This is a genomic window from Bartonella pachyuromydis, from assembly GCF_039543065.1.
In the GTDB taxonomy this organism is placed as follows: Bacteria; Pseudomonadota; Alphaproteobacteria; order Rhizobiales; family Rhizobiaceae; genus Bartonella; species Bartonella pachyuromydis.
The window spans coordinates 128,181-150,487 of the sequence record NZ_BAABJA010000003.1 but is presented as its reverse complement, the minus strand read 5'-3'; the positions used below and the strand labels follow the sequence as shown (position 1 = coordinate 150,487).

Below are 22,307 nucleotides of genomic sequence, written 5' to 3'. Positions count from 1 at the left end.
TGGTGCAATAAATGGTTAATTTTGATTTGTTATCTTCATTATAATTTTCCCCTCCCTATCAAAATATACGAAAAAGTTTGTTAATAAAGTACTCATTTTATGTAATTATAGAACTTTTTCAACGCATTTCTATTGGAGCTTCGACTCCTATAATTGTAAGCCCTGATGATAAAATATTTATGACAGCTTGTATTAAGCCCAATCTGGCAAGCGATAGTTCCTTATCGTCAGGCTGAATAAAGCGTAAATTTAGATTGTCGCTTCCTTTATTCCAATGGGCATGGAAGCTGGAAGCCAGATCATAGAGATAAAATGCCAATCGATGTGGTTCTTTATGAACAACAGACTGTTCAATGATACGTGGATATTCAGAAAGTTTGCGTATTAAGGATATCTCATTATCATCAGTTAATCGATTAAGGTGCGTGGTTATTGTATCATTTGAAAGATTTTCAATATGAAGAGCTTCTCGTGCTTGACGAAGGACTGAATGACAGCGTGCACTTGCATATTGTACATAAAAAATGGGGTTATCTTTTGATTGTTCTGTTACTTTTGTAAAATCAAAATCAAGAGGGGCTTCACACTTACGATACAGCATCATAAAACGCACAGGATCACGGCCTACTTCTTCTACAACATCACGTAAAGTGACAAATGATCCGGCTCTTTTTGACATGCGTACAGGTTGACCATTGCGAAAAAGTTTTACTAATTGGCATAAGAAAACGCTCAACTTAGCTTTATCGCCAGAAATTGCTTTTGCCATCGCTTCCAAGCGCTTTACATAACCAGCGTGATCTGCTCCTAAAATATAAATCATTTCATCAAATTGACGATTGAATTTATCACGAAAATACGCAACATCCGCAGCAAAATAGGTATAAGAGCCATCAGATTTCACTAAGACACGGTCCTGATCATCTCCAACATCTGTTGAACGAAACAAAGTTTGTTCGCTTGGTTCCCAATCTTCTACGTTTTGTCCTTTTGGTGGTGGGAGTTTTCCTTTATAGATGTAACCGTTTAAGGTAAGGTCATTAATCGTATTACGAATGGCGCGCGCATTATCTGCATACAGCATTCGCTCAGAGAAAAAGATATCGTGATAAATATTAAGGGCGGCTAAATCTTCACGAATCATCGACATCATTGCATGAATGGCACGCTCTTTTACGATAGATAAAGCTTCATCTTTATCCATAGTGAGCAATTGATCATCAAATTCTTGTGCAAGTGTTTGGCCTAATGGTATCAAATATTCACCAGGATAGAGACCTTCTGGAATTTCAGTGATTTTTTCTCCAAGAGCTTCACGATAGCGCAAGAGCACAGAGTGAGCGAGTATTTCGATTTGTTGACCAGCATCATTGATGTAATATTCTTTTGTAATGTTATAGCCGGCAAATTGCAGCAAGTTGGAGAGAACATCTCCAACAACAGCACCTCGGCAATGCCCCACATGCATTGGTCCTGTTGGATTTGCTGATACATATTCAACATTGATGCGTTTTCCTTGCCCCATGGCGATACGACCGTAGGAAAGACCTAATTCAAGCATCGATTTTATAACATCTTGCCAAAACGATTTTGTAAGCCTTATGTTGATAAAACCAGGACCGGCAACATCAATACTCTCAATAGAGGGCTCATTTTTGAGAAGATTAATAATCTTTTCTGCAAGTATTCGAGGATTTAATCCGATAGATTTGGCAAGCACCATAGCAGCATTCGTTGATAAATGCCCATGGGAAGAATCACGTGGAGGATCAACAGTGATTCTTGATAAATCTAAATCCTCTCCATTTTTCCCTTTTACATCAGATGATTCAAGCGATTTTTTAATTTTTCTCTCGAAGTTTTTAAAGACATTCATATTCAACTTCCATCATGGTATTTAAAAGCAGTTAAATGAAATTATTTGTGTAGTCAAATAAACGGTGATATTCACGTAGAGCATAGTGATCGGTCATACCTGATAGAAAGTCAGCAATAAGACGCGCTAACTCTTGATTTGTTAAGTGCTCCGTCTTTTTGCACCAATTTTCAGGCATACTCTCTGGATTTTTATAATAATAGTCGAATAATTTTTGTACAATGCATTTTGCTGTATTACGACGACTAAGAACTTGTTCATGATAGTAAAGATTTTTAAATAAAAATTCTTTGAGTTCTTTTTCGTGAAGCGCCATTGCGGGGGAGAAGGTAACAATGGTTTGTTTTGCGTTGTGAACATCCTTGGTGCTTGTTGGTTTGATTCGTGCTAAGTTTTCTTGCGATTGTTTGATCACATCTTCAACCATAGTTCTTATCTGTCTTCGTACGAGTGTGTAACCACGACGAACTTGATCGAGTTGTGGATATTCATCTGTAATATCTTTTAATAATTCTGCTGTTAATGAAACTTGTTCGAACTGATCAAGCGTTAACAATTGTGAACGTAGCCCATCATCGATATCATGTGCATTGTAAGCAATATCATCAGAAATAGCAGCACATTGTGCTTCTAGTCCTGCAAAACAGTCGAGTTCAAGATCTTGTTTTGCATTGTACTGTAGAATATCGATAGAAACCTGCGTTTTATTTGCATAAGGGCCTAAAAGGGGACCGTTATGTTTCACAAGTCCTTCGAGAGTTTCCCAAGTGAGGTTAAGCCCATCAAAATTTGCGTAGCGTTGTTCTAGTTTTGTAACAATGCGTAATGCTTGTGCATTATGATCAAAGCCACCATAAGGTGCCATTGCTTCATTAAGGGCATCTTCTCCTGCATGACCAAAAGGTGTGTGCCCAAAGTCGTGAACAAGGGAAATGGCTTCGGCAAGATCTTCATCAAGACAGAGGGCTCGGGCTAATGTTCGTGCAATTTGAGAAACCTCTATTGAATGTGTCAATCGCGTACGATAATGATCACTTTCATCAGCAATAAACACCTGCGTTTTGTGTTTCAGGCGTCGAAATGCATTAGAATGAATAATACGATCTCTATCTCGTTGAAAAGGTGACCTTATGGTATTCGCAGTCTCATGAAATAATCTACCACGGCTTGTTTGTGGGTTGCTACTGTAGACTGCTCGAGATTGGTAATTGGTATTGATATTACTTATATCCATTGCAAGCTGTCCATTCTCATCTTAAAATTGTGGTGGGTTTATTAACGTCTCTTTCTTTGGGGATACTCTTTCTTGATAGTTTAATGCAAGGATATATAGAATGCGTGTAAATATTTCAGATGTTGCAGCCAAGCGAATTGCACAGATACTTTTGAGTGAACCCGATAAAATAGGATTACGTATTTCCGTTGAAGGCGGGGGATGTTCTGGTTTTTCTTATAAATATGATTTAGTTTCTGAAATGTCTGAAGATGATCTTGTTTTAAAAAAAGATGGGGCGATTGTTTTTATTGATTCATTATCACTTCCCTTTATGGAAGGTGCTGAAATTGATTTTGTTGATGATCTTATGGGACAGTCTTTTCAAATTCATAATCCCAATGCAGTTTCATCTTGTGGATGTGGGGTGAGTTTTTCAATTTGAGAGTGATGACTTAGTGATATTGTTTCTTGAAAAAGTTATCACTTTAGTCAACAATGGACAAATGGGTGTTTTTACAAAAATATTGTGCCGGTGTTTATGTGTGGTGTTTGGCTTATTGGTTTGGAGTCATTGCGTCTTTTCTAGAGAAGGAGAAGATCATCAGCAGACACAACTAAAAAGCTTTATTATAACATCTCCACATTATGAACCAGATCATGAAAAAGAAAATTTTGTTCCTCAAAGTAGGCTTGTTTTGCGTGCTCGATTAAAAAATAGCAACGAAGATATTGTGAAAGGGCTCATATGGCGGGTTTATGCACCTATCTTAGGTATTGATAATAAATTACCACTCATTGCAACTTATGAGGGGGGGAGCGCGCGTTTTGATTTAGAACCAGGAAGCTACCTTATTCATGTCTCATTCGGTCATGTGAGTGCCGTGGAGAATGTAAATTTAGAAAGTGGACAAAATCTTGTGAAGAATTTTAACTTTGACGCTGGTGGTATTATTTTTAATGCGACACTGCTCAATGGTGCAATCAATGAAAAGGAATTGCGTTTCACTGTTTACGAAGATGAAAAAGAAAATGATGAAACTGGTATTATTTTATCGAATATTAGAGCTCAATCAATTGTGCGTTTGAGAGCGGGCCGTTATCATGTTTCTTCCCATTATGGTTCTATTAACGCTACTGTTCGTTCTGATGTTCAAGTAGATTCAGGTAAAATTACAGAAGTTACTCTTGAACATCAGGCAGCTCAAATCGTTTTGAAGTTGGTAAGGCAAGAAGGAGGGGAAGCGCTTGCTGATACAAGTTGGTCTATTACAAATGATTCTGGTGATATCGTTTATGAGACAGTTGGTGCTTATGTTTCGCTCGTATTAGCTGAGGGGGAATATATTGCGATTGCTAAAAATCAAGATAAAATTTACCAGAAAGTTTTTTCTGTTGTTTCTGGATATGATGAAGAAATAAATGTGGTAGCAAATAAACAAAATATGCAACAAATCGATGAGGAAATGGATTAATAGCGATTTTTAGCATAGAATATGATGAGAAATGAATAGAGGGTTTTTGTGATAGAAATTTCAACAGTAGGTGTTTTTTTAGCTGGTGCATTGTCTTTTTTATCACCATGTGTTTTGCCATTAGTTCCTCCTTATCTATGCTATATGGCAGGGATTGGTATTGATGATTTTCGTTCAGAAAAGTACAATGGGAAGGTATTTATACGGTGGAGGCTTCTATCCTCTGTTATTGCTTTTGTGCTCGGTTTTACAACTGTTTTTATTGCTTTGGGTGCCAGTGCGAGCATAATTGGTAAGTTTATTGGTTATTATCGTGATTGGCTTACTCTTGCTGCGGGAATTGTCATTATCATTTTTGGTTTAAATTTTTTGGGTTTTTTTAAGATTGCTCTTTTATTTCGCGAAGCACGTTTTCAAACACGCGGAACGCCAGCTGGTCCTTTAGGAGCTTATGTTATTGGTTTAGCCTTTGCATTTGGTTGGACACCATGTATTGGTCCAATTTTAGGACCTGTCATAACCTTGGCAGGGACAAAAGAAACTGTAGGTGAGGGAGCTCTTCTTTTGGGAATTTACGCGTTAGGCCTTGGGGTGCCTTTTGTTTTAGCAGCTCTCTTTTCCAGAAGTTTTATGAGGTTTTTAGGATCTTTTCGTATTCATTTAGGAAAAGTTGAAAAAATTATTGGCATTTCTTTGATTGTTAGCGGTATTTTATTTTTAACAGGTTCAATGCAGGATCTTTCCTTCTGGCTCTTGGAACATTATCCTTCGTTGAGTAATGTTGAAGCTCTTCGTTGGGATGATATTGTAAATTTTTTTGGATTTTCTCGTTAATCTTATGTGTTTTTATGGTTAGAAATTGTCTTTCTATTATCCTTGCAGCAGGCGAAGGGACGCGTATGAAATCGTCTCTTCCTAAGGTGTTGCATAAAATTGCTGGATTACCCCTTATATGCCATGTCATCAAACAAATAGAAGCAGTAGGGGCTTCGCAATTAGCTGTTGTTGTGGGATGTGGTGCTAAAGATGTCACGGAAATTGTTCAATCATTTGCAAAAAATGCAATGATTTTTGAACAAAAAGAGCGTTTGGGAACTGCACATGCTGCTCTTTCTGTTCGTGTAGCTTTGCAGAAAGGGGTTGATGATGTACTTATTGTTTTTGGTGATACCCCTTTGATTGAGCAAAATTCATTGCAAAAAATTCGCGCGCAACTTGCTGGTGGGGCAGATGTTGTTGTGGCTGGTTTTTATGCTGCAGATCCAACGGGATATGGTCGCCTTGTTAAGAAAAATGGTAAACTGATTGCGATTATAGAAGAAAAAGATGCCAGCGATGAAGAAAAAAAAATTTCTTTTTGTAATGGTGGAATATTTGCTCTTAATGGAAAGCATGCACTTTCTCTTTTAGAGAAGGTTGGTAATAATAATGCGAAGAAAGAATATTATCTTACAGATATTGTATCTATTGCAGTGTGTGAGAGATTAGATATTCGTGTTGTTGAAGTGCCTTATGAAAATATTGTCGGGATTAATAACTGTTTTGAACTTTCTGAGGCGGATGCTTTGTGGCAAAAGCGTAAAGCACGCGATTTCATGTTATCTGGTGTGACAATCCTTAAACCAGAAACTGTTTATTTTTCTTATGATACAGAGATTGAACCTAGCGTTATCATTGAGCCAAATGTTTATTTTGGGCAAGGAGTGAGAGTACAATCTGGTGCGGTTATTCATGCATTTAGTTATCTAGAGGGGACAGTGGTTGGTATGAATGCACAGATTGGCCCTTATGCACGTTTGCGTCCTGGTACAGAGTTAGCACAGTCAGTAAAGGTTGGAAATTTTTGTGAAGTCAAAAAAGCTAGGGTAGGAGAATTCTCTAAAATTAATCATTTGAGTTATGTTGGGGATGCAGAAATTGGTACACATAGCAATATTGGAGCTGGTACGATTACTTGTAATTATGATGGTGTTCATAAGTATAAAACGATAATTGGTGATTATGCTTTTGTTGGGTCTAATTCGGCACTTGTTGCTCCATTAATGATAGGGAATGGTGCATATATTGCGTCAGGAAGTGTTATCACTGAAAATGTTCCTATGGATAGTATGGCTTTTGGACGTGCACGACAAGTAACGAAAAAGGATTATGCAACGAAATTGCGTGCACGCTTATTAACAGATAAACAGAAAAAGTGATTATTTTCAGTCTATTTTCTTTGTTTTAGGGTAATCTAAAATTTTATAGCAGGCTTACTTTAGCATATTGTCCTACATGTTTTGTTTAGTTGATAGCTGTAAATTTTAAATAAAGATAATTTGATTGTTTTATGAGATTATATAAGTCTCAGATGTGAGTTGGAGCTTTTTCATGTGTGGAATTATAGGAATTTTTGGCAAGAGATGTGTTACATCCTCTTTAGTTGATGGTTTAAAACGTCTTGAGTACAGAGGATATGATTCCTCGGGGATCGCAACAGTCTATAATGGGAAGCTTTATCGCGTGCGCGCTGAAGGTAAGCTTGTTCATTTAGAAGAAAAATTGAAAAAAACGCCTTTAAAAGGAAATTTAGGAATTGGCCATACGCGTTGGGCGACCCATGGAGTTGCTGTGGAACGAAATGCGCATCCTCATGTAACGGAAAAGCTGGCGATTGTTCATAATGGTATTATTGAAAACTTTGTAGAATTGAAAAAGGAACTTATTGAAGATGGTTATAGCTTTGAAACGGAAACAGATACGGAGGTTATTGCACATTTAATTACGCGCGCATTAAACAATGCTCTTTCTCCACAGGAAGCCATGCGCACAAGCTGGAAAAGATTGCAAGGTGCTTTTGCACTTGCTGTTATTTTTGAGGGTGAAGACAATCTTATGATTGCTGCTCGTTCTGGGCCACCACTGGCAATTGGCTACGGAAAAGATGAATTTTTTGTTGGATCGGATGCAATTGCTTTGGCACCATTCGTCAATCGTATTAGTTATATGGAAGATGGAGATTGGGCTGTTTTGACGCGTGAGGGTGTAACAATTTACGATACGGATAACCAACCGGTAAAACGCCCTGTGAAAACATTATTGGAAGGAAATTTATTGGTTTCTAAAGGGAACCATCGTCACTTCATGCACAAGGAAATGTTTGAACAAGCTGAAGTGATCTCTCATAATTTAGCTCATTATCTTGACCTTGGAAACCATACGGTTCGCCCACTTGAGAATTCAATTGATTGGAAAAATATTAATCGGATCGTTTTTGCAAGCTGTGGAACGGCTTATTATTCAACCTTAATTGCTCGCTACTGGTTTGAAAAATTTGCTGCTTTAAGTGTTGATAATGATGTCGCTTCAGAGTTTCGTTATCGTGAACCCCCTCTTACTTATGATGTATTATCGATGTTTGTTTCTCAATCTGGTGAAACAGCTGATACATTGGCTTCTTTACGTTATTGTCGTGAGCGTGGTGTAAAAACCGCAACAATTGTGAATGTTGAGCAATCAACAATGGCAAGAGAAGCTGATTTTATTTTACCAACGCGCGCTGGACCAGAAATTGGTGTTGCTTCAACAAAAGCTTTTACTTGTCAGTTAGCAACGCTTGCTGCAATGGCGCTTGGAGCAGCTAAGCAACGGGGATATCTCTTAAAAGAAGCGGAACATAAGTTAGTTCAACAATTGGCAGAGATTCCGCGTATTTTAAATGAGGTTCTCAAGCTGGATGATAAGATTGAACATATTTGTCGTGATTTAATGCATGCAAAAAGTGTTCTTTATCTTGGCCGTGGAACTTCTTATCCTATTGCTCTTGAGGGAGCACTTAAACTGAAGGAGCTTTCTTATATTCATGCTGAAGGTTATGCTGCTGGTGAGTTAAAACATGGACCAATTGCGTTGGTGGATGAGACAGTCCCAGTAATTGTTGTTGCACCTTATGATCAGTGGTTTGAAAAGACTGTTTCTAATATGCAAGAGGTGGCAGCACGAAAGGGGCGTATTATTTTGATCACTGATAAAAGAGGGGCAGAAGCAGTTCATCTTGATACTTTATCAACGATCATTTTGCCAGATATTCCGGAATTTATTACACCTATTATTTATGCTTTACCCATTCAATTAATTGCTTATCATACGGCTGTTTTATTAGGAACAGATGTTGACCAACCTCGCAATTTAGCAAAATCAGTCACTGTTGAGTAAAAGATGATTTTATGTCTCTGAAGCTTTGCAGGAATCATTGGAGAATATAACAGATTCATGAGGAGTGGTGGTATCTTATTTTTCATAATAAAGAATACATATTGCCTCATGTTTTTATTTTTCGCCTTCTTTCATAGGGATCTCTCACGTAGAATAGAACGCCGTTGCGTTGCATATTTTACGCATTTGTTTTAAAAAATATTTTTCAATACTCTCCAGCCCATTTCGTGACGACGTCCGTGAATGGTATAGCAATAAAGATTAAACACACTATCTTTACGCTTGTGAAGAAGCAAACTTGGCACAATCTACTATTTTTTTAGTTCTCAATATAGCTATAGTCCTTGCTCGCTAAGATGATTCATAAGAGACATCTTTAGTCCTTTTTTGTACAATTTTTGCTTACACGTCAGTTCTGCTTGTGATGTACACAAAGGTTATTTTGATTATTTCAATATAAACGGGTTTAGAATGAAAAAATCTGACAATATTTAAACCTTAATTCAATAGGAGTAAACAATAAATTATCATTATAAATCTGTATATTATGCATTTTATGAGGATATTAAATATAGAAATATTTTTTCATTTTCTTCATAACTCAAAAACGTTTTCTACCATGTCAGAAAAGGCGTTAGATGTGTGAATAGAAAAATATAAAAGGATATGCCTTTTATAAATTGTTTTTATGCGAGAGCAGTATAATTTTAGCTGTGAGGAGGGAGAATTTTGTTTATGTGACGTTATAACTTTGAGGATGGAGGCTAGAGTTTTACAGTATACTCTTTAGGAGAACGACGATGGGAATACAAATTGTAAGAGTATGCTTGAATAAGGATATAAATTTTAATTTTTTATTGAATGGCTTTTTTATCATTATCCTGCTCGTAAGAGACGTGTAGCATCATCTTTTCCAAAAAGATAAAGCAGCAAACGTAAGGCTTGCCCTTGTTGTGAAGAAAGATGGGGATCACGTTGCAAAAATAAACGTGCATCTCTTCTTGCTATCGATAAAAGATCACTATGTACGGCAAGGTTTGCTATGTGAAATTCAGGTATACCAGATTGTCGTGTGCCTAAAAGTTCTCCTTCTCCTCTCAGGCGCCAGTCTTCTTCAGCGATTTTAAAACCATCTTCTGTACTACGTATAATATTAAGGCGTTGTGCAGCCGTTTTTGTTAAGGGCTCTTTGTAGAGCAAAATACAGGAGGATTTTTTTTCTCCCCGTCCGACACGTCCACGCAATTGGTGTAGTTGTGAAAGACCAAAATGTTCCGCATGTTCGATGACGATGATTGAAGCATCTGGAATATCTACCCCTACTTCAATGACCGTTGTTGCAACTAAAATACTGATGTCTCTGCATTTAAAGGATGTCATAGCTGCTTCTTTTTCATCCGTCGACATTTTGCCATGTATCATACCAACACGTGTTCCAAATAGCCCTTGGAGCATAGTAAAACGACTTTCAATAGAAGTGAGCTCTAGAGCTTTCGATTCTTCTACTAAAGGACAAATCCAATAGAGTTTTTCTCCTTTTTCTAAGGCAATGGCAATTCGTTCTATGAGTTCATCAATACGTTTTAAAGAAAGTGTTGCTGTTGTAATAGGCTGTCGTCCCATCGGTTTTTCTGTAAGCTGAGAAACATCCATATCCCCAAAAGTTGTTAAGACGAGTGTACGTGGAATAGGGGTAGCAGTCATAACCAGCATATCAGGTTTATGCCCTTTTGCTGTAAGGGCAAGACGTTGATGTACACCAAAACGGTGTTGTTCATCGATAATGGCGAGGGAAAGATTATGATAGGAAATACTCTTTTGTATGAGTGCATGGGTTCCAATGATAAAAGAAGCTTCTCCTGAATGAATAGCGTTTAAAATATTTGTGCGTACTTTTCCTTTTTCTCGTCCCGTTAAAAGAACTGTTTGTAAGCCAATCTTTTCGGCAAGAGGTGCAATTGTTGCAAAATGTTGTCTAGCAAGAACTTCTGTTGGTGACATTAAAGCTGATTGTCCTAAATTCTCAGCAATTTGTGCCATTGCCATTAGTGCAACGACGGTTTTTCCTGCTCCTACATCACCTTGGAGAAGCCGTAGCATCGGTTCAGGTGAAGAAAGATCATTTGCAATGTCGCATATCGCTTTTTTTTGTCCATTCGTCAGTTGAAAGGGAAGGATTTGCAGCAATTTTTCAGTGTAAATCCCTGTTGATGGACGAGATGTTCCAGAAAGAGACTTGGTTTTTAAACGCACGAGTCCAAGAGCCAATTGACAAGCAAGCAGTTCATCGTAGGCAAGGCGTTTGCGTGCTGCACTTTCTAGAGTTAAGTCATTGGGATCAACAGGGGTGTGAATACGGCGTAAAGCAACGGAAAAAGAGCAAAAATCTTGCTGCTTTTTGACATTTTCTTCTATCCATTCTGGTAAAAGAGGAAGAGAATCAAGAGCATTTTGTATGGCACGCCTTAGTGTTTTTGTAGGAAGTCCAGCGGTAGAAGGGTAAACGGGTTCAACCAAGGGTATTTGATTTGATTGTTCGTTTGCTATGATGTGATCGGGATGGACCATTGAGAGTTGTCCATTAAAACGTTCAACTTTACCTGATACAATGACGTTTTTTCCCTCCGGTAGTTGTTTTTTCAACCAAAAAGGCTTGGCATGAAAAAAGACTAAAGTCATTTTCCCTGTTGGATCATGTGCAGTGACCCGATAAGGTAATCGATTGCGGCCCATTGGTGGTGGTTGATGCTGATCAATAACAATTTCGAGTGTAACAGTATCTCCTTCTTGTGCATCAGCAATGCTCGGACGTATTCTGCGGTCTATAACAGAATAGGGCATTAATTGAAGAAGATCAATGAGGGTGGGGTCGTGTTGTGTAGGATTAATGTTTAAGACTTTTGCCAGTAAGCTATAGACTTTAGCTGTGACCCCAGAAAGGGTACGGATAGAATTAAAAAGGGGAGCAATAAGGTTTGGAGGCATAGACAAATTTAGCTTGCTCATTTTGTTTTTACTAGTGCTTTAGAAGGGCTTTTTGAGGATAAGACACAGAAGAGAAAATTACTTTATTTACACTTTGAATTTCAAGCAGAAAATTTTATCTTTAAAAGAGTATCTAAAATAAAAAGAGAGCAATATGTAGCATATTCTATACAATTTTTTCCTTTTTGTTTTTGTCTATTTATTTGCTGTGAATAGAGATATTTTCTTGATGAAAGTCTTTTATAAATAGCAATAAACTTAAAATGTCTTGCTTATATACCGGTATGATGGACTTATAAATTAAGGAAAAGAGATGTTAGAGTATTCTCTATTATAAGGCAGATAAAGACTCAATTTGACATTTATTTTATAATGGGAAACTGTGAAAGTGGCAGAAGATAAAAGTAAAATACGAGATGAAAAGAGTTCTCTCCCTCGCTTTATTCATTTGAGAGTACATTCTGCTTATTCACTTCTTGAAGGTGCTCTAAAAATCCCACAAATCATTCAACATGCGATTTCAGATCATGTCCCAGCGGTTGCTATTACCGATACAAATAATTTGTTTGGTGCTTTAGAATTTTCACAATATTGTTTTTCTCATGGAATACAGCCTATTATTGGCTGTCAACTTACTGTTGATTTTGCTGATGAGGATAATAATACGTGTTTTGCTCAATCGCGTTATTCTGCTGATTTTGGCTCTATTGTTTTGTTGGCGGCTAGCGAGATTGGTTATGCCCATTTGGTTCGTCTTGTTAGTCGTGCTTATCTTGATAAGTGCGATACTGATCCTCCTCATATAAAAATTGATTGGTTGTCATTGCACAGTGAAGGAATCATTGCTTTAACGGGGGGCAAGGGAGGGCCTATAAATTTCTCTTTGGCAGAAGGAAAAAAAGAACGAGCTGCTGAACGCTTAATTTCTTTAAAAAAAATTTTTGCTGATCGTCTGTATGTAGAATTACAGCGGCATGGCTCTTTTGATCAACAAGTAGAAGCTGCACTTATTGAGTTGGCGTATCAATATGATATTCCTCTTGTTGCAACCAATGAAGCTTTCTTTCTGAATAAAGAAGGCTATGAAGCTCATGATGCATTGATGGCAGTTGCAGAAGGACAACTTGTCTCTAATCCAGAGCGTAAACGTGTGACACCAGATCATTACTTGAAATCACAAGATGAAATGGTCGCACTGTTTTCTGATCTTCCAGAAGCTCTGGAAAACAGTGTTGAAATTGCATTGCGTTGCCATATTGCTACGCCAGTTCGAAAACCTATTTTGCCTCGTTTTATAGAAAAGTCTGTTGATTTAAACTGTACTTTAGAAGTAGAAGATAGTGAATTGTTAAATCAAGCTAAAGCTGGTTTAAAAATGCGCCTTGAGACAATTGGATTGGCTGAAGGATATACTGTTAGAGATTATGAAGAGCGGCTTGATTATGAAGTGTCCATTATTACACGTATGCAATTTTCAGGCTACTTTCTTATCGTTTCAGATTTTATAAAATGGGCAAAAGCTCATGATATTCCAGTTGGCCCAGGGCGTGGTTCTGGTGCTGGTTCACTGGTTGCTTATGCGTTGACTATTACTGATGTTGATCCATTGCGTTTTTCTCTTCTCTTTGAGCGTTTTCTTAATCCTGATCGTGTGTCTATGCCGGATTTTGATATCGATTTTTGTCAAGAGCGACGCGAAGAGGTGATTCAGTACGTTCAAAAAAAATATGGTCGTGATCAAGTTGCGCAAATTATTACCTTTGGTAAATTGCAAGCACGTGCGGTGTTGCGTGATGTTGGGCGTGTTTTAGAAGTACCTTATCGGCAGGTGGATTATCTTACAAAACTCGTTCCTGCTGCGCCGGGGAGCCAAGTTGAGTTGGCTGATGCTATCAAAGATGAACCTAAATTTGAGGAAGAAAAGAAAAAAGATCCCCTCATAGGGCGTACATTAGATATCGCGCTTCAGTTGGAGGGACTTTATCGTCATGCATCAACCCATGCTGCAGGGATTGTTATTGGTGATCGACCGCTTTCAGAGATTGTTCCAATGTATCGTGATCCTCGCTCCGATATGCCTGTGACACAGTTTAATATGAAATACGTTGAACAGGCTGGATTGGTTAAATTTGATTTTCTTGGGTTGAAAACCCTTACTGTTTTAAAAATGGCGGTAGATTTTGTTGCACGAAAAGGTACCAAAATAGATTTGTCAAATATTCCACTCAATGATGATGCGACCTATGCTATGATGGCGCGTGGTGAAACGGTTGGTGTCTTTCAAGTTGAAAGTGCTGGTATGCGTAAAGCATTGATTGGAATGAGACCTGACCGTATTGAAGATATTATTGCTCTTGTTGCACTTTATCGTCCTGGTCCAATGGAGAATATTCCAACTTATAATGCACGCAAACACGGGGAAGAGGAAATTGCTTCCATTCATCCTAAAATAGATCATCTTATTAAAGAAACACAAGGTGTTATCGTCTATCAGGAACAAGTGATGCAGATTGCTCAAGTACTTGCTGGTTATTCGCTTGGGGAAGCGGATTTATTGCGTCGTGCTATGGGTAAAAAGATTCATAAAGAAATGCAACAACAGCGGACGCGCTTTGTGAATGGAGCCGTTGCTGGTGGTGTTGATAAAGATCAAGCTGATATTATTTTTGATCTTTTAGCAAAATTTGCCGATTACGGTTTTAATAAGTCACACGCTGCTGCTTATGCAATCGTTTCTTATCAGACAGCTTATATGAAAGCACATCATCCCGTTGAGTTTTTAGCCGCTTCAATGACCTATGACATGACAAATACGGATAAGTTAAATGATTTTCGCCGTGAAGCATTAAGGTTAGGTATTAAAGTCATTGCACCTTGTGTGCAAACGTCACATCGTATTTTTGAAGTTGGTGATAACTGTATTTATTATTCTCTTGCTGCCATTAAAGGTGTAGGCGAAGCGGTTGTTGATCATATTGTTGCTTGTCGGGGAAATAAACCTTTTAAGGATTTGGAAGATTTTTGCGCGCGTATTGATCCGCGTATTGTTAATAAGCGTGCGATGGAAAGCTTGATTTGCGCTGGCGCTTTTGATTGTTTTCATATCGCACGAGAAGTTCTATTGGCAAGTCTTGGAACGCTTCATGCACGTGCGCTTCGTATTCTCGAGAATAATTCTAGCGGACAGATTGATATTTTTGGCATGACGGGGGGATTAAAAGAACCTTTAGTTTTATCGCAAACATCTCCTTGGTTGCTGAATGAAAAACTTCATCGAGAATTTCAAGCAATAGGTTTTTACTTTTCTGCACATCCTCTAGATGAGTATCAAGCTATTCTCGCTAAAAAACGCGTTCAGACTTGGCTTCATTTTGCCAATGCCGTAAAAGGGGGAGCAACTGCTGCAAGACTTGCTGGAACTGTCGTAGCAAAACAAGTGCGCAAAACAAAGTCTGGTAAAAAAATGGGGATTATTCATTTTTCTGATACGAGTGGACAGTATGAAGCAGTGCTCTTTTCTGACACACTTGCGGATTATGAAGAAATACTAGAACCTGGAAAATCTTTTATCATCACAGTGAGTGCGGAAAATCGCTTTGAGGGTGTTAGTTTGCGACTAGAGACGGTTCAATCTTTGGAAAAGGAAGCGTTACAGAATCATAAAATGATGCGCCTCTTTATAAAAACAGTTGATATGCTTGCGCAAATTGAGAAAAATTTAAATCCTCATGGGAATGGAGAAGTTGGGATTATTCTTATTCAAGAAGATGGATTACGGGAGGTTGAAATTGCGCTTCCAAAACGGTATAAGGTTAATTCACATATAGCAAGTGCTATGAAATCGATTCAGGGGGTTATCAATGTAGAGTTGACTTAAACTTGGGATTTATAAGGTGATTGCTATTGCACGGTGATCGCATAATTGAGGAAGAATATGAAGCTTAAGGGTATAAGCCAGTTTTTATCTCCTTTTAATTCGGCTTTACGGTTTTCAAAACTATCCAAAGCAATATCTTATTAAGTAATGGAGACTGCGTATTGTTTCATGCTTTTGTTTATCATGTCCTTAAAAGAACGACATGCCCCATATGTAAAACAAAATGTTATTGAATTGCTAACTTACGCATTTATTTTAAAGGAACATTTCTCAGGACATCCCTAATCCCATTTTGCGAAGGCTCGCCCGTGAATACTATAATGGTAAATTCATTGTGCAGCATCATCTTTACACTTATGAAGGAAAGGAACAAGCCGGCACTATTATACTCTTTACAAATTCTCAATATTGCTACAGTCTTTGGCGTCTGAGATCGTTTATTAGAAATGTTTTTACTCCTTGCATTAGTGTTTTTTTATTTACATGCTCATCTTACGCATAACGTGTAAACGAATGATTTTGATTGATTCAAAGTAAAGAAATTTGAAATGGAGAAATCCTAGAATGTTCAAGTCTCTCATTCAACATGCAAAACAATAAATTATCATGATAAATTAATAAATTAAATGTATTGTCTATTACAAGCTATGTTTTAATTGATTTGTGGGGAGGGAAGTTCTTCTTTAAACCAGATTAGAAACAGTGAAAATTCTTATTTTTATTTTTGATACATGATGTCAAGCTGGTAACATCATAAAGTAAATAAAGTGTTTCTTAGGTCTTTAAAGTTATTAGGGATATTTTATAAGTTTTTATCGTCCATTTTTATAGTGTTCATAGCATCATACATATAAAGCCAATTAAGCTGAGAGATGATACTCTCTGGTGTACGAATTTTCATGATAAAATTACGTGCAATTGCTATGGGACCCGTTGCATGATAGACTATTCTATTAAAATCGCCGCGTTTTTTTACTGCTCTCATTCGGGGCGCTCGTATTTTTTCATAAAGCAAAAGAGCTTTTTTAAATGACAGATTTTTATGAGAGAGTGTTTCTGCTAGTGTGGCGGCGTCTTCTATTGCCATAGCAGCGCCTTGTGCAGCGAAAGGGAGGGCTGCATGTGCACTATCACCAACAAATACTTGTCTTTCTAAGCCTAAAAAACGATGTTGTTTCATATGAAAGAGAGGCCAATAGGTCCACTCATCAATATGGTCAAAGATTTGCAAAATTTGTTTATGCCAATCTTTAAAAAGAAATTTCAAATATTCTTTATTTCCTTTATGTGCCCATCCTTGTTTTGAATTTTCTCCATTTGTGATGGCTACAAAATTAAACAGTTTTGCTGATGGTTGAATGGGATAGACAACAAGATGATTTTGAGGTCCCATCCAAGCAATAATTGTTTTTATATTTTGTAATAAAGAACGAAAGTCTTTAGGAAGATTTTCAAATTCTGTTGTTGCGCGCCAAGCAATAAAGCCACTAAAATCCGCTTTTTCATGAAAAGGAGCCAATTTCCGTAGTGTGGACCAAACTCCATCGCATCCAATAAGAAGAGGTGTTGAATAAAATTGGTGTTGTTCTGTCTTATTTGATGTATCTGTCTTTATGGTTTTTATATCAATGCTGTTTTGGGCTGGAGTAGACGATATAATCGCTTCGCCTATTTTATATTTGATAAGGGGATTTTCCATAACGGTGTTGTATAAAACTTTTTGTAAGGTGGCACGATGAATTGTAATATAAGGGAATTTCCAGTATTTTTCTGATAGATTGATTAGATCAACACGTAATTGCATTTTTAAAGAGAGCCCATCTCTTAACTCAAGAAAACGTGGTGTTGTACCCATTTCTATGAGCTTATTAAGAATTCCCCAACGAGCAAGGATACAGGTTGCATTTGGGGTAAGCTGAATACCAGCTCCCACAGCATCAAGCTGTTTACACTTTTCAATAAGTGTACTTTCTATTCCTTTATGGGCGAGTGCTAAAGCAGTACTTAAACCTGCAATTCCACCTCCAACGATGATTGGCGATAGGTTTATAAGTTTCTTCATATTGAAAAAGTAGCAAACGCATTATAATGAATTATTGGGATGATATAAACATCCTGGTGGATTTGTTTGATTGTATGATAACGAGGAAATATAGCGATAAAGTGTTGAACAATAAGGGCAAATTTTTTCATCAGCTGCTCCCATATCAATAAAAATATGAGGGTGATCGAAGGGTTGTGTAGCACCCACACACATAAATTCTTTTACACCAATTTCGATTGTTTTATATCCAAGGTCATTTTGAAAATGAGGAATGTTGTGATCAGCCATGGTGTCAAGCTCCGGATAAATTATCTCTTCAGCTATGATTGAGATTTGTTATTGTATATGTATGAGTTTGTAATAAAGCTTATAATAATGCAAGGTGCTTTTTAAGACAAACTCACTATCTTGTATATTAATGAGCTAGTTATTTTGTTTTTTAGCATTTTACATGGAGGAAGAATATTAATTGTTTGAAGTATTTAATGTAAATACCATAAGAAAAATAGATTGTTAAACAGAATATATGATAAAGTGTTCTATGGTATATTCAACCATAAAATCTTAGAAAGTATAAAGGAAGTTTAGCTAAAATATATGGGACAGAGGGTGGAAGGTCAGAGTTCTCTATCAGATATAACGATGAAAAATCCGATGAGGTTTGTTAATAGAGAATTTTCATGGTTACAATTTAATACGCGTGTATTAATGGAGGCAACTAATACAAGGCATCCTTTATTAGAACGTCTACAATTTCTCTCCATTTCAGCAGCAAATCTTGATGAGTTTTTTATGGTTCGTGTTGCTGGTCTTGCTGCTCAAATTCGTGCTGGAGCTACAGTGTGCAGTGCAGACGGGCGCACACCACAAGAGCAACTTGATCTTGTGTTAGCTGAGATTTCGCATTTGCAGGCTCAGCAATTACGAGAGTTATGTGTTTTACGCCATGAATTAAAACAGAATGATATCGAAATTATTTGTCCTGATGAGCTTTCAAAAATTGAAAAATCATGGCTTGAAAAATATTTTCTTGATAAAATTCTTCCTATTCTAGAGCCTTTGTTTGTTGATTCTGTTCACTCTTTTCCATTTATTCCTAATTTAGGGCTTTCACTTGCTTTGCAATTGTCTAGGTGTGATGATCCCCAAGCGATTGTAGTGTTGTTACCACTGCCAATAGCTTTAAGGCGTTTTATTCTTCTCCCTCAAAAAGACAATCATTTTCGTTTTATTGCCTATGAAGATATTATTAGCTTTTTCATAAATTATGTATTTCCTGATCATAAAGTTGATGGAATTGGCACATTTAAAGTGATTCGTGATAGTGATATTGAGGTAGAAGAAAAGGCTGAAGATCTTGTTCATTTTTTTGAAACTGCTCTTAAAAGGCGTCGTCGTGGGCTGGTTATTCGAATTGAATTTGATGCCAGAATGCCAGAGAATTTACGCCAATTTATCAGCAATGCTCTTGCTGTTCCTGATAACTGGATCAGTGTTCTTGATGGGCTTTTGGCGCTTAATATGATTTCAGAGATCATTTCTATCCCACGTAATGATTTAAAATTTATTCCTTATCATCCTCGTTTTCCTGAATGTATTCGTGAGCATAAGGGGGACTGTTTTGCAGCTATTCGTGAAAATGATATCGTACTTCATCATCCTTATGAATCCTTTGATGTTGTTGTACAATTTTTACATCAAGCGGCCAACGATCCTGATGTTGTGGAAATTAAACAGACACTTTATCGTACATCGAGTGATAGCCCAATTGTCAGTGCTTTGATTAAGGCTGCTAAACAAGGAAAATCAGTGACTGCTTTGGTAGAACTTAAAGCACGTTTTGATGAGGAAGCAAATATTCGTTGGGCGCGTGATCTTGAGCGTGCAGGTGTACAGGTTGTTTTTGGTTTTATTGCTTTAAAAACACATGCTAAGATGTCACTTATCATGAGGCGTGAAGAAAAAGGTCTTCGCTCTTATGTTCATCTTGGCACGGGAAATTATCATCCTATTAATGCTAAAGTTTATACCGATCTTTCTTTTTTTACTAACGATGATGATATTGCTCGTGATGTTGCATTATTGTTTCAATATATTGCTCAATATGAACGCCCAAATGAAGTGATGAAGATTGCTTTTTCTCCCTTAACATTGCGCAGTTGTATTTTGGAGCGTATTGAAGGAGAAATTATCAATGCGCAGCAGGGACGGTTTGCTGCTATTTGGATGAAAGTCAATGCATTGGTTGATCCCGAAATTATCGATGCTTTATATCGTGCCAGTCAAGCAGGTGTACAGATCGATTTAGTAGTGCGTGGTATATGTTGTTTGCGACCCAGTATTCCAAAATTTTCAGATAATATTCGTGTAAAGTCAATTGTAGGGCGTTTTCTTGAACATAGTCGCATCTTTTGTTTTGGTAATGGTGAAGATTTACCAAATGAGAATGCACTTGTTTATTTAGGATCTGCCGATATGATGCCTCGTAATCTGGATTATCGTATTGAAATATTGGTTCCAGTTTTTAATAAGACGGTTCGTAAACAGATTCTTTTACAAATTATGTTGGCTAATATTATTGATAATCAACAAAGTTTTGATATACTTCGTAATGGAAAATCAAGGCGTATAACACCGCAAAAAGGTGAAGGTCCGTTTAATGCACAGGAGTATTTTATGGTCAATGCAGGTTCTGCGGGGTGGAAAAAGTCTTTTGAGGCTTCTGCTTCACGTTTGATGGCATTGCATCGGCGACAAGACGAAGTGCGTAAAGACTGAAATCCAATGACGTATATAAATGCTCAAGGACGGCTAAAAGGATGTAAACCTGTTGCTGTTATCGATATTGGTTCAAATTCTGTTCGACTCGTTATTTATGAGGGGCTTGTTCGTTCTCCAACAGTTTTATTTAATGAAAAAGTTCTCTGTGGGCTTGGTCAAGGTGTCGCGAAAACTGGATTTTTAGAAGAAAAATCAATGAAAATGGCGTTGCAGACACTAAAACGGTTTCGTGCACTTTGTCGACAGATTGGAGCAGATGAGGTCTATACACTTGCAACGGCAGCGGCGCGAGAAGCAAAAAACGGGTCAATATTTATTCAAAACGCTGAAAATATTTTGCAAAATAAAATATATCTCCTTTCAGGAAGTGAAGAGGCTGTTTATTCAGCATATGGGGTGATTTCTACTTTTTATAAACCTAAAGGGCTTTCTGGAGATCTTGGTGGTGGAAGTTTGGAACTTATTGAGATTGATGGCTCTGAGGTAGGTGAGGGAGTAACATTGCCATTAGGTGGTTTGCGCCTACAATATATGTCCAATAATGATATTGCTGTTGCAGCCAAAATTGCCCATGAGCAGTTTGGAAAATCTTCTGTTATTCGCAAGAGCATGGTGCGTTGTTTTTATGCCGTAGGAGGAACTTGGCGTAATTTGGCAAAACTCCATATGGCAACTAAACATTATCGGCTACCTGTTATGCATGGCTATGAAGTTGATGCTGCTGAAATGGAAGATTTCCTGCGTTTTGTTGTGCGTGGTAATATTGATAATATAAAAGGAATTGCGGCTGTTTCAAAAAATCGTCGTCAGCTTTTGTCTTATGGAGCGATTATTCTTATTGAACTTATTCAATATATGAGCTTTGAAAGCATCATCTTTTCTGGAGCTGGTGTTCGTGAGGGATTTCTTTATTCACGATTGCCAGAGAGTATTCGTTCTTCAGATCCTCTCATTGCAGCATGCACGGAAATGGCTATTTTACGAGCTCGTTCACCAAAGCAGGCAGAAGAGCTTATTGATTTTACGACAAGCGCTTTTAAAGCTTTTGGAATTCTCGAGACTGAAAATGAATGCCGTTATCGCAAGGCTATTTGTCTTCTTGCAGATATTGGTTGGCGTATCCATCCAGATTATAGGGGGAATGAGGCAGCTAATCGGATAGCACTAGGATCATATCCGGGAATTTCTCATGAAGGGCGTGCTTATGCTGCGCTCGCTGTTTTTTTTCGCAATACAAGTTCATTGATTGATGAAGAATCTCTTCCTGTTTTTCAACTTGCAACTAAAGATCTCGTGAAAAAAGCAAGAACTCTTGGTGAAATTATGCGGATTGCTTACCTTTTCAGTGCTTCTACTGCAGGAATTTTGCCTCATTTATCGTGGCATAAAAAAACAGATCACATTGTTTTGTATATTCCGAGGCGTTATGCTGATTTATTAGGGGAACGTCCTCTCAATCACTTAAAGAAGTTATCAAAAATAATAAATCAGCCGCTTTCTTTTGAAACGTTTTGATCCTTTTTCTATTAACTTGTAGAAATTCATTGCTCTATTATTACGCATGAGGTTTGTTAAGGCAGATTTAGCTTTTTGTTGTGTTGCACTAGTTTAGTATTTGATTAGAGGCTGGTTTTTTATCATTATTTAAAGCTCAAGCATTGATTGAATTTGAGTTTTGAAATTGTGAGGTGTTTTTTTGCCATATTGGTATTGACAATAAAGCACATTCTAAATTAACGCGAACTAAATTAATAAGAAAATGTGAATGATAGGACAGATTTTTTCGGAACAAAAGTACTTAAAATCTGCCTAGATTTTTTATTTTTTTACATAAAACTCGCTTAATGAGATTAGATTAGACA

General features: G+C 37.4%; 13 protein-coding genes. 8 read left to right on the top strand and 5 right to left on the bottom strand.

The genetic code is table 11. The annotated features are described in order from the left end of the window. Positions 1-118: 118 nt before the first annotated feature. Both argS and ABD917_RS03655 read right to left on the bottom strand, forming a co-directional pair. Positions 119-1,876, bottom strand: coding sequence for an arginine--tRNA ligase (gene argS, locus ABD917_RS03660; RefSeq protein WP_345118740.1), 1,758 nt, complete (start codon positions 1,874-1,876; stop codon positions 119-121). Between the two features lie 31 nt (positions 1,877-1,907). Beyond that, complete coding sequence (locus ABD917_RS03655) at positions 1,908-3,110, bottom strand: deoxyguanosinetriphosphate triphosphohydrolase (RefSeq protein ID WP_345118739.1); 1,203 nt, start codon at positions 3,108-3,110, stop codon at positions 1,908-1,910. Between the two features lie 100 nt (positions 3,111-3,210). On the opposite strand from ABD917_RS03655, the gene ABD917_RS03650 reads away from it, so the two are divergent. The 5 genes from ABD917_RS03650 (at position 3,211) to glmS (ending at position 8,758) form a co-directional block, all read left to right on the top strand. Further along, positions 3,211-3,534, top strand: coding sequence for a HesB/IscA family protein (locus ABD917_RS03650; RefSeq protein WP_345118738.1), 324 nt, complete (start codon positions 3,211-3,213; stop codon positions 3,532-3,534). A 61-nt stretch (positions 3,535-3,595) separates the two neighbouring features. Next, positions 3,596-4,564, top strand: a complete 969-nt coding sequence (locus ABD917_RS03645) for a carboxypeptidase regulatory-like domain-containing protein (RefSeq protein ID WP_345118802.1) — start codon at positions 3,596-3,598, stop codon at positions 4,562-4,564. Positions 4,565-4,612: 48 nt separating this feature from the next. Beyond that, positions 4,613-5,398, top strand: coding sequence for a cytochrome c biogenesis CcdA family protein (locus ABD917_RS03640; protein ID WP_345118737.1), 786 nt, complete (start codon positions 4,613-4,615; stop codon positions 5,396-5,398). 14 nt (positions 5,399-5,412) lie between these two features. Then, a complete protein-coding gene (glmU, locus tag ABD917_RS03635) occupies positions 5,413-6,762 on the top strand; it encodes a bifunctional UDP-N-acetylglucosamine diphosphorylase/glucosamine-1-phosphate N-acetyltransferase GlmU (protein ID WP_345118736.1) in 1,350 nt (449 codons plus the stop codon). A gap of 172 nt (positions 6,763-6,934) precedes the next feature. Further along, positions 6,935-8,758: a glutamine--fructose-6-phosphate transaminase (isomerizing) gene (gene glmS / locus ABD917_RS03630; RefSeq protein ID WP_345118735.1), complete on the top strand. Its 1,824-nt coding sequence runs from the start codon at positions 6,935-6,937 to the stop codon at positions 8,756-8,758. An 876-nt stretch (positions 8,759-9,634) separates the two neighbouring features. Here the strand turns inward: glmS and recG are convergent. Then, complete coding sequence (gene recG / locus ABD917_RS03625) at positions 9,635-11,743, bottom strand: ATP-dependent DNA helicase RecG (protein ID WP_345118801.1); 2,109 nt, start codon at positions 11,741-11,743, stop codon at positions 9,635-9,637. 388 nt (positions 11,744-12,131) lie between these two features. Between recG and dnaE the strand changes: the two genes are divergently transcribed. After that, a complete protein-coding gene (gene dnaE, locus ABD917_RS03620) occupies positions 12,132-15,620 on the top strand; it encodes a DNA polymerase III subunit alpha (protein ID WP_345118734.1) in 3,489 nt (1,162 codons plus the stop codon). 802 nt (positions 15,621-16,422) lie between these two features. On the opposite strand, the gene ABD917_RS03615 is transcribed toward dnaE, so the two are convergent. Then, a complete protein-coding gene (locus ABD917_RS03615) occupies positions 16,423-17,670 on the bottom strand; it encodes an FAD-binding protein (protein ID WP_345118800.1) in 1,248 nt (415 codons plus the stop codon). A gap of 33 nt (positions 17,671-17,703) precedes the next feature. Further along, positions 17,704-17,952 carry a zinc-finger domain-containing protein gene (locus ABD917_RS03610; RefSeq protein ID WP_345118733.1) on the bottom strand — a complete coding sequence of 83 codons (249 nt, stop codon included), beginning with the start codon at positions 17,950-17,952 and terminating at the stop codon, positions 17,704-17,706. A 309-nt stretch (positions 17,953-18,261) separates the two neighbouring features. Here ABD917_RS03610 and ABD917_RS03605 point away from each other — a divergent pair, with 309 nt between their 5' ends. Beyond that, positions 18,262-20,442: an RNA degradosome polyphosphate kinase gene (locus tag ABD917_RS03605; RefSeq protein ID WP_345118732.1), complete on the top strand. Its 2,181-nt coding sequence runs from the start codon at positions 18,262-18,264 to the stop codon at positions 20,440-20,442. Between the two features lie 6 nt (positions 20,443-20,448). Continuing rightward, on the top strand, positions 20,449-21,960 hold the full coding sequence (gene ppx / locus ABD917_RS03600) for an exopolyphosphatase (RefSeq protein ID WP_345118731.1): 1,512 nt from the start codon (positions 20,449-20,451) through the stop codon (positions 21,958-21,960). Positions 21,961-22,307 lie beyond the last annotated feature (347 nt).

Coding starts and splice junctions, on each gene's coding strand:
- argS (WP_345118740.1), bottom strand. CDS start 1,876: ATGAATGTCTTTAAAAACTTCGAGAGAAAAATTAAAAAATCGCTTGAA.
- ABD917_RS03655 (WP_345118739.1), bottom strand. CDS start 3,110: ATGGATATAAGTAATATCAATACCAATTACCAATCTCGAGCAGTCTAC.
- ABD917_RS03650 (WP_345118738.1), top strand. CDS start 3,211: ATGCGTGTAAATATTTCAGATGTTGCAGCCAAGCGAATTGCACAGATA.
- ABD917_RS03645 (WP_345118802.1), top strand. CDS start 3,596: ATGGGTGTTTTTACAAAAATATTGTGCCGGTGTTTATGTGTGGTGTTT.
- glmU (WP_345118736.1), top strand. CDS start 5,413: ATGGTTAGAAATTGTCTTTCTATTATCCTTGCAGCAGGCGAAGGGACG.
- glmS (WP_345118735.1), top strand. CDS start 6,935: ATGTGTGGAATTATAGGAATTTTTGGCAAGAGATGTGTTACATCCTCT.
- recG (WP_345118801.1), bottom strand. CDS start 11,743: ATGCCTCCAAACCTTATTGCTCCCCTTTTTAATTCTATCCGTACCCTT.
- ABD917_RS03610 (WP_345118733.1), bottom strand. CDS start 17,952: ATGGCTGATCACAACATTCCTCATTTTCAAAATGACCTTGGATATAAA.
- ABD917_RS03605 (WP_345118732.1), top strand. CDS start 18,262: ATGGGACAGAGGGTGGAAGGTCAGAGTTCTCTATCAGATATAACGATG.
- ppx (WP_345118731.1), top strand. CDS start 20,449: ATGACGTATATAAATGCTCAAGGACGGCTAAAAGGATGTAAACCTGTT.